Below are 13,367 nucleotides of genomic sequence, written 5' to 3'. Positions count from 1 at the left end.
GGAGCATTCCCTGCAGGCGTGTTTCCGCCTTGATTAAGGGTTGAGGAGGGAAAGCGTGTCAGCGAAACGAAAAAAAGCTATAACCACTATATCAGTTAAAGAAAGAATGTAGAACGATTAGCTATAAGGATGATGAAAAGGCCAGCAGATGCTGGCCTTGAGGGAATTACTTCTTCGCTTCCTGCCACTTACCGTCGATATAGAACATCGACCAGCCAGTCGCTTTGCCCTCCTTCTCGGAGGAAACATACTGCTGCTTAGTTTTACGGCTAAAACGCACTAACGTTTTATTGCCTTCCGGATCCGCCGCTGGCGCTTCCGCCAGGTATTTCAGCTTCTCTGGCAGACGGTCAGCAAAACGTTGCAGCTCTTCCACCAGCGGCGCACGCGTTTCACGCGATTTCGGGAAGGTGTTGGCCGCCAGGAATACCCCTGCCGCACCGTCACGCAATACAAAGTAGGCATCTGATTTTTCACACGCCAGCTCAGGCAACGGTACCGGGTCTTCCTTCGGTGGTGCAACTTCACCATTGCGCAGAATCTTGCGAGTATTTTTACACTCGTCGTTGGTGCAGGCCATGTATTTGCCGAAGCGCCCCATTTTCAGGTGCATTTCGGAACCACACTTTTCACACTCTACGATCGGGCCGTCATAACCTTTGATGCGGAATTCGCCCTGTTCGATTTCGTAGCCGTCACATTCCGGGTTGTTACCACAGACGTGCAGCTTACGCTGATTGTCTATCAGGTAGCTGTCCATCGCGGTGCCACACTTCTGGCAACGACGACGGGCACGCAACGCATTGGTTTCAGCATCATCGCCTTCCAGTACGTTGAGAACCTCATTTTCCGGAATCAGATTGATGGTCTGTTTGCAGCGTTCTTTGGGTGGCAGCGCATAACCGGAGCAGCCGAGAAATACGCCGGTACTGGCGGTACGGATACCCATTTGCCGGCTACAGGTCGGGCAGTCGATCGAGGTCAGCACCATCTGGTTCGGCTGCATGCCGCCCTCTTCTGGCTCTTTCTCGGCCTGACCTAACTGCTGACTGAAATCGCTGAAGAAGGAATCCAGCACCGCTTTCCACTGCGCTTCATTATTGGCGACCTGGTCAAGGCTGTCTTCCATGCGCGCGGTGAAGTCATAGTTCATCAGTTCACGGAAATTCTGTTCCAGACGATCGGTGACAATTTCACCCATCTTCTCAGCATAGAAGCGGCGGTTTTCTACCCGCACGTAACCGCGATCCTGAATGGTGGAAATAATTGAGGCATAGGTCGATGGACGGCCAATACCCCGTTTTTCCAACTCACGGACTAAGGAAGCTTCGCTGAAGCGGGCTGGCGGCTTGGTGAAGTGCTGGCTTGGCATCAGCTCCTTCAGGTCAAGCATGTCGCCGACATTAACCAGTGGCAGCGTCAAATCTTCATCGTTTTTACGCAGCGCTGGCATCACTTTTGTCCAGCCATCGAAACGCAAAGTGCGGCCTTTCGCTTTCAGTTTAAAGTCTGCTGCACCCACCGTCAGGGTGGTGGAGTCATACTGCGCCGGCACCATCTGGCAGGCCACAAACTGACGCCAGATCAGCTGGTACAGTTTCTGCGCATCAGCTTCCATATCTTTCAGCTGTTCTGCCTGGATGTTGACATCCGAAGGTCGAATCGCTTCGTGAGCTTCCTGCGAATTATCTTTACTGGCGTACGTGATTGGCGACTCTGGCAGATACTTCTTACCAAAACTCTTCTCCACAAAGCCGCGTGCCATCGCCACCGCATCCTGACTCAGGTTGGTGGAGTCAGTACGCATATAGGTGATGTGACCCGCTTCGTAGAGACGCTGCGCCATCATCATGGTTTTCTTCACGCCAAAACCAAGACGAGTACTCGCCGCTTGCTGCAGCGTCGAGGTAATAAAAGGCGCAGAGGGTTTGCTGCTGGTCGGTTTGTCTTCACGATCCAGCACTTCGTAACGCGCTTTTTCCAGCACGGATACCGCAGCATGAGTTTGCTCGCGATTAACCGGACGGAACGCTTTATCACCCTGATGCGTGACCTGCATTGCCAGCGCGTCGCCTTTCGGCGTAGAGAAATCCGCATCGATTTCCCAATACTCTTCCGGCACGAACGCTTTGATTTCGTGCTCGCGCTCAACCACCAGTCGCACAGCCACAGACTGAACACGACCCGCCGACAAGCCACGGGCAATTTTCTTCCACAGCAGCGGGGAAACCATGTAACCCACCACGCGGTCCATAAAGCGACGCGCCTGCTGCGCATTAACACGTTCAATATTCAGTTCGCCCGGTTTTTCAAACGCCTGACGAATCGCATTTTTGGTGATTTCGTTGAACACCACGCGGCTAAACCGCTTGTCATCGCCACCGATCACTTCCCGCAGGTGCCAGGCAATGGCCTCCCCTTCGCGATCAAGGTCCGTTGCGAGGTAGATGTGGTCAGCATCGGCGGCAAGGCTTTTCAATTCGGCTACGACTTTTTCTTTACCCGGCAGAATCTGATAGTCCGCTTCCCAGCCATGCCAGGGATCGACCCCCATGCGGCTGACCAATGCGGCCTTCTCATCCTTCTTAACCTTTTTTCCTGTTTTCGCCTTTTCCCCGTCGGTAGTTTTACGGGCAGTTGAACCGCTGGTCGGCAAATCACGGATATGACCGACGCTGGATTTCACCACGTAGTCATTACCGAGGTATTTATTGATTGTTTTGGCCTTTGCCGGGGACTCAACGATTACGAGTGCTTTACCCATATGTACCTTTACCTAATTGAAACGTCCTGATAAACGGGAGAGGATTCGGTGCCCCAAAACCCAACGGGTTCAATATTGCTGCCAGCTTTTCACATTTCAAGGCAGCGGGGATAATCTCAGGTCAGATTGCATCGACTTATGCAACTTTATGATTAGAAGCGGGTTTTCCATCTGACAGCACCACACATCCGGGTGTGATCTCCCTGAAAGCTGAATCGCCCACACTCTACCTGATAAAATCCGTTACGCAACTTAATTAGCATTCTGATTAATTTTGCGCCAGTTTTGCTGACGGACGTTGATTTGATGAACAGCGCAACTCGCTAGTAATATAGAAGGAGAACGATTGCTGTCAAAAAAGAGGTGAACAATGTCAGTAGAAACGGAATCCATTTCACGCCAGGCGTTACTGGAAATAGCCAATCAAATGATCAAGCAGCACGACGATTATTTAGCCGGGATGGAAGCCAATGACGTGATTCAGCAGGGCGAGATATTGGTGTTTCGTGGGCCTTATTTCTTAGATGAAGAAGGCCTGCCGAGCGCGAAAACCACCGCTGTGTTTAACGTGTTTAAATCCCTTGCCGTTGAGCTCTCCTCACGCTATCACCTGGCATAAAAAAGCCCGGCATTTGCCGGGCTTGCTCACAACAGTGGCTTATCACCACGCTGCCATATTTTCAGAATTAACCGCTCGGCCGCCAGACTGGCGCTGTTGGTGAAGCGATCCATCATTTTCTTCTTCCGCGCATAGTGCACGCCCAGCACATTGAACCGATCCATCTGCTTGATAATCAGCGCATCGCTGGTGCCGATCTCATCAATCAGCCCCAAATCCAGCGCCTGGCGTCCATACCAGTGTTCCCCGGTGGCCACTTTTTCCAAATCCAGTGTCGGACGCATCTGCTGGACAAACTCTTGGAACAGCAGATGGGTTTCGTTGAGATCTTCCTGGAATTTTTCACGTCCCTCATCGGTGTTCTCACCAAACAAGGTCAGCGTGCGCTTATATTGACCCGCGGTGTGCAGTTCAACGTCGATATCATTGCGTTTCAGCAGACGGTTGAAGTTGGGAATCTGCGCGACCACACCAATTGATCCAATGATAGAGAATGGCGCCGCGACGATGCGATCCGCGACACAAGCCATCATATAACCCCCGCTCGCCGCCACTTTATCGACGACGGCCGTTAACTGCAGGCCCGCATCACGCAGACGCTGCAGCTGAGAAGCGGCCAGGCCATAACCGTGCACCACGCCACCCGGGCTTTCCAGACGCAGCAAGACTTCATCACCCGGCACAGCCACCGCCAGCACCGCGGAGATCTCCTCACGCAAAGAACTGACTTCGCCCGCATCCATACTGCCTTTAAACTCCAGCACATAGAGTGTCGGTTTAGCGGCTTCGCTCACACCAGCTTTGGCATTGCGCTTCTCGGTTTTGGCTTTTTGCTTCTCTTCTTTTTTATGCTGCTTCAGCCACACTTTTTGCGCCTGTGGCTTCATCTTCGCCAACTGCAGGTCTTCCTTCATTTCACGATAATCATCGTCGAGATGAGTAAAGCGCAGTTGACCACCGCTGTGGCGTTTACGCATCGCGGCATTGAGCACAATCAGAACAATAGCTGCGAACGCCACCACCACGGTGACGGCCTTGGCCAGAAATAATCCATAACTGGAGAGTAAATCCATTCTGCCGCCTTATTAAACAGTGAATTACAAACAATGGCTGAGTTTACCCGCTTTAACGACTTTCGTCGCCTGAAATGCCCGCAGGCGGCACAGAATGCGAGGCGCGGTGATTGCACCTGGCGACAAATTGAGGCATAAAGCCCAAAACCCTCTGACTTGCCAAAGGACATCGCTGTGCATTATCAACCGAAAAGCGATCTGCTGGAAAATCGCATTATCCTCGTCACCGGCGCTTCTGACGGCATTGGTCGCGAAGCGGCGCTGACCTATGCGCGCTATGGCGCACGCGTCATTTTGATGGGCCGCAACGCCGAAACGCTGCAGCAGACTGAACACGCCATCAATCAGCTGAATAAGCAGCCCGCATCCCATTTGCTGCTGGACTTGTCGCATGCCACGCCAGAAAGCTGCGCTGAGGTGGCCGATCAGATCGCCTCCCTGGTGCCACGGCTCGATGGTGTACTGCACAATGCCGGGATTCTGGGTGAGATCGTCCCACTGGCGGAACTCGATCCTGCCGTCTGGCGCAAGGTGATGCAGATCAATCTTGACGCCATCTTTTATTTAACTCAGGCCTTGCTGCCGCTGCTGCTGAAATCAGACGCCGGTTCACTGGTGTTTACCACGTCGAGCGTCGGCCGTACCGGCCGTGCAGGCTGGGGGGCCTATGCGGTGTCGAAATTCGCCACCGAAGGCATGATGCAGGTACTGGCGGATGAGTATAAAAATCGTCATCTGCGGGTAAATTGCATCAATCCTGGTGGCACTCGCACTAAAATGCGCGCCAGTGCTTTCCCGGAAGAAAATGCCAGTTTACTGAAAACGCCTGCTGATTTGATGCCGCTTTACCTTTATTTGATGGGTGATGACAGCCGTCGCAAAACCGGGATCAGTTTTGATGCCCAGCCGGGACGTAAACCGGGGCCAGCCAGCGCATGAGTGATCGTCATCAGCAACGACAGCAGCGTTTAAAAGAACAGGTTGATGCGCGGATTGCTGCCGCGACAGAAGCGCGCGGCATTTTGATGGTGTTCACCGGCAACGGCAAAGGCAAAACCACCGCCGCCTTTGGTACGGCTTTACGCGCTTGCGGGCACGGTAAAAACGTTGCCGCCGTGCAGTTTATTAAAGGTGAATGGCCAAATGGTGAGCGCAATTTGCTGGAACAGCATGGCGTGGAATTTCAGGTGATGGCCACCGGCTTTACCTGGGATACTCAAAATCGGGAGACCGATACTGCCGCCTGCCAACAGGTTTGGCAGGCGGCAAAGCGTATGCTTGCCGATGAGCATGTGGATTTAGTGATCCTCGATGAAATCACCTACATGGTTAGTATGGATTATCTGGATCTGGATGAACTGGTGCGCGTGCTGGGACAACGTCCGGTTCAACAAAGTGTGATTATCACCGGTCGAGGCTGCCATCGAACCTTGCTCGAGATGGCGGATACCGTGACCGAGATGCGCCCGGTTAAGCATGCATTTGATGCAGGCATTCAGGCTCAGCAGGGAATAGATTGGTAAAACAGTGACGCCGCTGCATGCGGCGTCACGGGCATATCAGGAACCGCGCTTGTTAGTTCCACTGGTCCGCGTGCTGCTGTTGCGGCTGCTACTGCTGCCGCCGCGACGTGGGCTGCCGCTTACATTACTATGACGTTTTACCGCGCGACGAATCTGATTGGCTTTAGTACGACGACGGTCTTTTTCAACCGCGACTTTCGTCACCGTCTCTTCCGGCATATCCACCAGCGTACGCAGGTAGTTAACCGCCGGTAATTCCATCTCCATCCAGCCACCGCGAGGTAACCCTTTTGGCAACTGAATATCGCCATAACGGACGCGCATCAGGCGGCTAACCTGCACACCTACGGCTTCCCACAAACGGCGGACTTCACGGTTACGTCCTTCGGTCAGGGTGACGTTATACCACTGGTTGATGCCTTCACCGCCAGCAAACTTAATGGTTTTGAACGATGCCGGGCCATCTTCTAACTGCACACCTTTACTGAGCTGACGAATTTTATCGTCATCCACTTCGCCGAATACACGCACCGCATATTCACGCTCAACTTCACGGCTTGGGTGCATCAGACGGTTCGCCAGTTCACCATCGGTGGTGAACAACATCAGACCACAGGTGTTAACGTCCAGACGACCCACAGCGATCCAGCGTGAACCGCGCAGACGCGGCAGACGGTCGAATACCGTTGGACGCCCTTCAGGATCGTTACGGGTACAGAGTTCGCCTTCTGGTTTGTAATACGCCAGCACGCGGCAGACTTCAGTGGCGGATTCAGCAATCGAAACCAGATGGCCATCAATACGAATTTTCAGGGATTTATCATTTTCAATGCGATCGCCCAGCGTCGCCAGTTTGCCATCGACGCTGACGCGTCCGGCTGAAATCATCGTTTCGATTTCGCGGCGTGAACCGTGACCAGCACGCGCTAATACTTTTTGTAGTTTCTCACTCATGGAGATGCCTCGTTGTCGCCTTCCCAGGCGTCGTGGTAAGAAGAGGTACGATACGGGGATTACCAGTTCCCATATCAGAATCTGTTACCGCTGAGCATAGCGCATGCCATCTCAGGCGGCCCGCGATTTTACACTAACGCAAGTTTCGTTAACACCTTTTCCTTTGCTGCCGATAATAAAGGCCAAAGGCTGCGTCACCCGTTTAGTGCCATATGCCTAAACATTTACTCTGCTTATAGATACACCAACCACACTTCTCTTCTTTATGCGCCAAGTGACTGAATTTTTATCATTTACTCTTGGCTCTATATGCCTGGTTATTACCCCCACTTTAGACCCGTGATACATTAGCGCTTTTCAAGACTGGTCTGCTAGGATTGCGCACCACGCTTAAGGATAACCCCAAACATAAAATCTAAACCCAAACTGCAAAACAGGATAAAAAACTAATTAATCGGGATAAATAAGGCTCATTAGTCCAGTAATTTTAAATTACCAGTTAATTGGCACTGCAGGTTGGATTAAGTCTGTATTTTCGCATTATTTGATTCAGATTAAATTTGATGAATTGTTCTGATAAAAAAATTGTGTAAAATTTAAGCCTGAAACAGAGTGTGCCGTATTTATAAAAGCGTAACCTTTACTATTTACACTCGTTTCTCTAACAAGCCATTAACGAAATCACTGTGGCATTGTTGATAATATAAACCGGCGCACGCAGGAATTGACGCGTTTATTCATTCACGGAATGAATTTAATTTGCATGTCGAAAGTCTTCACCAGGGATTTTCCTGACATGCTTAAAAGAAGATGACTATCATGAAAACCTCTCTGCTTTGGCCTGCCCTTGCGGCGCTGGCACTGAGCGGCTGTTCCGTGGGCCATACTGAGTATAGTCGAGCGGCGCTTGAACACGTGGATATGAGCGTGACAGGCATCCCGACGGTATTGGGTCTGGGTATCCTCGGTACAACCATCCCTTTAACACCAGAGTACAGCCTGACAGCTGCGCACGTCGCCACCACTGCCGTACAGCGTGTGAAGGCTTATCATCCTTATTGCGACGTCGCCATTATCTATCATAAGAATAGCCCGGAAACGCTGGCAAAATTCCGCACCAGCAAAGTCGGTGAACCCATTAAGATGTACGGCTACAGCTTTATTTCAGCCATGCCCGTGGAATCAAGTGGTGTTAATTTAGCGCGCACCGCTATTACCAATAAATGGAATAAAAAACCGTGCATGGCAATGGCATCAAATGCTGGCGTTGTACAGGGAATGTCGGGGGGCGCGGTATATAATGCTGACCAGACAATTGGCGGAGTGATTGTGGGCTACAGCCATGAAATTTCCAATGTGCGCAGCAAACAAGTCATTCTGAAAGATGTTTCGCTGTATATTCCGTACGGTGATTTTAAACATTGGCTGGAAAAGAATATAGGCCAGACGACGTTAACGCCGCCTGACCACGCGTGATTAGAGGAACGGGCGCGTGTCGCCGACCCCTTCACGAACCACAACCGGTACATCGCTGGTGAGATCGATCACCGTCGTCGGCTGCTGCCCTAACGTGCCGCCATCAATGATCAGATCCACCAGCTTACCGATGCTGTGCTGAATCTCTTCCGGATCCGATTCCGTGAAGTCATTACCGGGCAACATCAGCGAAGTAGACATCATCGGCTCATTCAATCTCTCCAGTAACGCCAGCGCCACCGGATTGGAAGGTACGCGCAAACCAATAGTTTTACGCTTGTCATTCATCAAACGACGCGGCACCTCTTTGGTCGCTTTGAGAATGAAGGTGTAACTGCCCGGCGTATTGTTTTTCAGAATACGAAACGCGGTATTGTCCACCTGCGAATACGTCGAGAGCTCAGACAGATCGCGACACATCAACGTAAAATTGTGGTTGCCATCTAACTGCCGGATACGGCAGATACGCTCCATCGCGTTCTTCTCTTCCAGTCTGCAGCCTAGCGCGTAACCCGAATCGGTGGGATAGACAATCACGCCACCTTTATTAAGATAATCGACCGCCTGATTGACCAGACGCGGTTGCGGGTTATCTGGATGAATGTGAAAAAATTGACTCATAAAAACCTCATGTCACCTGTCTGCAATAGCCACGGCGGGCGCTAACGCGGGAAAGCGTTCCCAGATGGGTTCAACGCCGCCCGGCAGCCATAACTTGCGCCCCAGTTCTATCCACGGACAGGGTTGGTGAAAATCTGATCCCTGCGATCCCGCCAGCTGATTGTCGCGCGCATAAGTCGCGAGCTGCGTGCGCTCGTTGGGTGCCTGCTGACACTGTGCCACTTCCATTGCATCACCACCGACCTCGGCGAAATGGGCAATCAGTCGCTTAAGCCACTTTGCAGACAATCCATAGCGACCCGGATGTGCGAGTACCGCAACGCCGCCAGAATGATGAATGGCATCAATAGCTTGTTTAATTGTACACCATTGCGGCGGCACATAGCCGGTTTTCCCACGGGCAAGATAGTTCTTGAACACTTGCGCCATGTTATCGGCTTTACCCATCTCGACCAGATAACGGGCGAAATGACCGCGGGTGATGACACCGCCCTGAGCCAGGCGTTGCGCCCCAGCCAACGCATCAGGAATGCGGGCACGTTCGAGACGCTCTGCAATCAGCTGAGCCCGTTCAACGCGGCATTGATGCTGTTGCTCAAGAAACGAGGTCAGTGCTGGATGCTGGCAATCCACATTTAAACCTACGATATGAATTTCGTGGTTTTCCCACAATGTAGAGGCCTCTAATCCGGCCAGAATACGAATCGGTAGATTCTGTTGCTGCACAGCGGCTTGCGCTTCTGCCACGCCAGCAACGGTGTCGTGATCGGTAATCGCCAGTACCCCTACTTTCATTTCGACGGCACGTTGCACCAACTCGGTAGGGGTCAGCAAACCGTCAGACGCCTGGGTATGGCTGTGTAAATCGTAAAGGGGAAAACGGGCAATATCCGACAAGGTAACTCCAGCAGCAACTTAACTCGGCTGGCATGATAACGATTTTGACCCTGACTGAAAAAGGGTATTGACTTTTTTCACCTGAACCAGTTAACTAGTACACAAGTTCACACGTAACGGGTATCTCATCATGGCTAATTTTGGTACGCATGCAAAAGGTTGGTGGCGCGATAATCCTTTAAACGGGCGACGTCGTCGTGCACAACATGCGTAACCATTGTGCAGATACCTGAGCCCGCCACCGAGCGGGCTTTTTTTTGAGCGAAATTCAGAGATGACAATAATGGCTAATGCGAAACCTACATTGAAGTTGATTACCGGTACCGCGCCCTACCGCGAAGATCCGGCCGCAGTGTTCCATCAAATTTGCGGCGCACGTCCGGCAACTCTGCTGCTTGAATCTGCCGACATCGACAGCAAAAAGAATCTGAAAAGCTTACTGATTGTGGATAGCGCCCTGCGCATCAGCGCACTGGGCAACGTGGTGACATTACAGGCGCTGTCAGAAAACGGTCGCACCATTCTGCCACTGCTGGATGAAGCACTGCCGCAGGATGTCAGCATTGAAGCGCGTCCGGATGGCCGCGTGCTGCATTTCCCGCTGCCTCAGGGGTTGCACGATGAAGATTCACGTCTGAAAGCATTGTCTGTTTTCGATGCGCTGCGCCTGATTCCGCAACTGGTGAACAGCCCAGAGGAAGAGCGTGAAGCGATGTTCCTCGGCGGATTGTTTGCTTATGACCTGGTGGCCGGATTTGAAGATTTACCCGAGCTGCGTAATGAGCAAAGCTGCCCGGATTACTGCTTCTACCTGGCAGAAACCCTACTGGTGATTGATCACCAGACGCGCAGCGCTCGTCTGCAGGCGAGCTTGTTCAGCCCGTCCACCAGCGAATTCCAGCGCTTGCAGAGCCGTGTTGAGCAGCTGCGTGGTCAAATGACGCAGCCTGCCCCGGCTTTGCCGGTTCAGCGCGTTGAGCAAATGGCGTTGAGCACCAACCAGAGCGATGAAGAGTATTGCAATGTGGTGCGTGAAATGCAGGAAGCGATTCGCATTGGCGAAATCTTCCAGGTGGTACCATCACGCCGCTTCTCGCTGCCGTGCCCTTCTCCGCTGGCCGCTTATGACACGCTGAAGCACAGCAATCCCAGCCCATATATGTTCTTTATGCAGGATCAGGACTTTGCGCTGTTTGGCGCTTCACCAGAAAGCTCACTCAAGTATGACGCCACTTCACGTCAGATTGAGATCTACCCGATTGCCGGTACGCGTCCACGTGGCCGACATGCCGATGGTTCACTGGACCGCGATCTCGACAGCCGTATCGAACTGGAAATGCGCACCGACCACAAAGAGCTGGCGGAACACCTGATGCTGGTGGATCTGGCGCGTAACGATCTGGCTCGCATCTGCGTGCCTGGTAGCCGCTATGTGGCAGACCTGACCAAAGTAGACCGTTACTCTTTCGTGATGCATCTGGTCTCTCGCGTGGTTGGCACGCTGCGTGACGATCTTGATGTCCTGCACGCCTATCGCGCCTGCATGAACATGGGCACCTTAAGCGGCGCGCCAAAAGTGCGTGCCATGCAGTTGATTGCTGAGAAAGAAGGCACGCGTCGCGGCAGCTACGGCGGTGCGGTAGGTTATTTCACCGCACACGGCGATTTGGATACCTGCATCGTGATTCGCTCCGCTTGGGTGGAAGATGGTGTTGCAACCGTCCAAGCCGGTGCCGGTGTGGTACTGGATTCTCAGCCTCAGGCTGAAGCGGATGAAAGCCGCAATAAAGCGCGCGCGGTATTACGTGCCATCGCCACAGCCCATCATTGCAAGGAGATTTTCTGATGGCCGATATCCTGTTGCTCGATAACATCGACTCCTTTACCTATAACCTCGTTGATCAGCTGCGCACTTTTGGTCACAACGTGGTGATTTACCGCAATAACGTGCCGGCTGAAGTGCTGATTGAACGACTGCAGCAGATGGAAAATCCGGTGCTGATGCTGTCGCCAGGCCCCGGCGCGCCGAAAGATGCCGGCTGCATGCCTGCGTTACTGCAAGCACTGCGTGGTCGTCTGCCGATTATCGGCATCTGCCTCGGTCATCAGGCGATTGTTGAGGCTTATGGTGGTCATGTAGGCCAGGCCGGTGAGATTCTGCACGGCAAAGCCTCTTCGATTAATCACGACGGTGAAGCGATGTTTAGCGGCCTGAGCAATCCGCTGCCGGTGGCCCGTTATCACTCGCTGGTGGGCAGCAATACGCCTGCCGAATTGACCGTTAACGCCAGCTACAACGGCATGGTAATGGCCGTTCGCCATGATGCCGACCGTGTGTGTGGCTTCCAGTTCCACCCCGAATCCATTCTCACCACCCAGGGCGCACGTTTGTTAGAGCAAACGCTGGCCTGGGCGTTGGCGAAATAATAGGGAGATTATGATGCAAACTATTCTGGAAAAACTTTACCAGGCACAAACCCTGAGCCAGGCGGAAAGCCATCAGCTATTTAGCGCCATTATTAAAGGTCAGCTCGAGCCGACCCAACTAGCCGCTGCGCTGATTGCAATGAAAGTCCGTGGCGAGCGCCCGGAAGAGATCGCGGGTGCCGCTACGGCACTGCTGGAAGATGCGAAACCGTTCCCGCGTCCGGATTACACTTTCGCCGATATCGTTGGCACCGGCGGTGACGGCAGTAACAGCATTAACATCTCCACCGCCAGCGCCTTTGTCGCCGCAACCTGTGGGCTGAAAGTGGCCAAGCACGGCAATCGTAGCGTGTCGAGCAAATCCGGCTCGTCCGATCTGCTGGCGGCTTTTGGTATCGATCTGGATATGCCCGCTGAAAAAGCGCGTAAGGCACTGGACGATCTTAACGTCTGCTTCCTGTTTGCGCCGCAATATCACAGCGGATTCCGTCACGCGATGCCAGTGCGTCAACAGTTAAAAACCCGCACCTTGTTTAACGTGCTGGGCCCCTTGATCAACCCGGCGCGACCCCCACTGGCGGTTATCGGCGTGTACAGTCCGGAACTGGTGCTGCCGATTGCCCAAACCCTGAAGGTGCTTGGCTATCAGCGTGCGGCAGTGGTGCATGGCGGCGGGATGGATGAAGTGGCGCTGCACAGTGCAACTCAGGTCGCTGAGCTGCGTGACGGTGAAATCACCAGTTATCAGCTGACGCCTGAAGACTTCGGTTTTGGCTTCCATGATAAAGAAGCCCTGGCGGGCGGCACGCCGGAAGAAAACCGTGACATTCTGGCGCGTTTGCTCCAGGGTAAAGGCCAGCCAGCCCATGAGCAGGCCGTTGCGGTGAACGTCGCAATGTTGCTGAAAGTATTCGGAAATGAAGATTTGCGCGACAACGCTCAGCGCGCCATCACCGCAATTCGCAGTGGTCAGGCTTACGAGCGCGTTGTTGCTCTGGCAGCGAGAGGATGAG

At 53.0% G+C, this 13,367-nt stretch carries 10 protein-coding genes, 1 pseudogene and 1 other annotated feature; of the genes and pseudogenes, 6 read left to right on the top strand and 5 right to left on the bottom strand.

Translation table 11 applies throughout. From position 1 onward, the window contains the following. Positions 1–166: 166 nt before the first annotated feature. Positions 167–2,764 carry a type I DNA topoisomerase gene (topA, locus tag JK231_RS09800; protein ID WP_211728445.1) on the bottom strand — a complete coding sequence of 866 codons (2,598 nt, stop codon included), beginning with the start codon at positions 2,762–2,764 and terminating at the stop codon, positions 167–169. 370 nt (positions 2,765–3,134) lie between these two features. Between topA and JK231_RS09795 the strand changes: the two genes are divergently transcribed. Next, entirely contained in the window at positions 3,135–3,383 is a 249-nt protein-coding gene (locus tag JK231_RS09795) for a YciN family protein (RefSeq protein WP_097117002.1), read from the top strand. Between the two features lie 26 nt (positions 3,384–3,409). On the opposite strand, the gene sohB is transcribed toward JK231_RS09795, so the two are convergent. Then, positions 3,410–4,456, bottom strand: a complete 1,047-nt coding sequence (sohB, locus tag JK231_RS09790; protein WP_211728444.1) for a protease SohB — start codon at positions 4,454–4,456, stop codon at positions 3,410–3,412. Between the two features lie 174 nt (positions 4,457–4,630). Between sohB and JK231_RS09785 the strand changes: the two genes are divergently transcribed. Then, complete coding sequence (locus JK231_RS09785; protein WP_211728443.1) at positions 4,631–5,395, top strand: YciK family oxidoreductase; 765 nt, start codon at positions 4,631–4,633, stop codon at positions 5,393–5,395. Continuing rightward, entirely contained in the window at positions 5,392–5,979 is a 588-nt protein-coding gene (gene cobO, locus JK231_RS09780; RefSeq protein WP_058959807.1) for a cob(I)yrinic acid a,c-diamide adenosyltransferase, read from the top strand. The genes JK231_RS09785 and cobO overlap by 4 nt, the downstream gene beginning before the upstream one ends. 36 nt (positions 5,980–6,015) lie before the next feature. On the opposite strand, the gene rluB is transcribed toward cobO, so the two are convergent. Further along, positions 6,016–6,933 (bottom strand): 23S rRNA pseudouridine(2605) synthase RluB, encoded by a 918-nt coding sequence (gene rluB / locus JK231_RS09775; RefSeq protein WP_034821500.1) that lies wholly within the window; start codon positions 6,931–6,933, stop codon positions 6,016–6,018. Between the two features lie 819 nt (positions 6,934–7,752). Between rluB and JK231_RS09770 the strand changes: the two genes are divergently transcribed. Continuing rightward, positions 7,753–8,409, top strand: a complete 657-nt coding sequence (locus tag JK231_RS09770; RefSeq protein WP_034821503.1) for a serine protease — start codon at positions 7,753–7,755, stop codon at positions 8,407–8,409. Here the strand turns inward: JK231_RS09770 and JK231_RS09765 are convergent, their stop codons facing one another. Continuing rightward, positions 8,410–9,030, bottom strand: coding sequence for an L-threonylcarbamoyladenylate synthase (locus JK231_RS09765; protein WP_045814395.1), 621 nt, complete (start codon positions 9,028–9,030; stop codon positions 8,410–8,412). Positions 9,031–9,042: 12 nt separating this feature from the next. Beyond that, on the bottom strand, positions 9,043–9,927 hold the full coding sequence (locus tag JK231_RS09760; protein ID WP_211728442.1) for a PHP domain-containing protein: 885 nt from the start codon (positions 9,925–9,927) through the stop codon (positions 9,043–9,045). 154 nt (positions 9,928–10,081) lie between these two features. After that, positions 10,082–10,186 (top strand) — a sequence feature (Trp leader region). 24 nt (positions 10,187–10,210) lie between these two features. Between JK231_RS09760 and JK231_RS09755 the strand changes: the two genes are divergently transcribed. Further along, entirely contained in the window at positions 10,211–11,773 is a 1,563-nt protein-coding gene (locus tag JK231_RS09755; protein ID WP_211728441.1) for an anthranilate synthase component 1, read from the top strand. Continuing rightward, positions 11,773–13,366 (top strand): annotated as a pseudogene (trpD, locus tag JK231_RS25475) (bifunctional anthranilate synthase glutamate amidotransferase component TrpG/anthranilate phosphoribosyltransferase TrpD). Before JK231_RS09755 ends, trpD begins: the two are co-directional and overlap by 1 nt. Position 13,367: the final 1 nt, after the last annotated feature.

This window comes from Pantoea sp. JGM49, from assembly GCF_018257655.1.
Classification (GTDB): domain Bacteria; phylum Pseudomonadota; class Gammaproteobacteria; order Enterobacterales; family Enterobacteriaceae; genus Pantoea; species Pantoea communis.
Note: the sequence above shows the minus strand (reverse complement) of the source record. Positions and strands in the feature narration are given on the sequence as shown.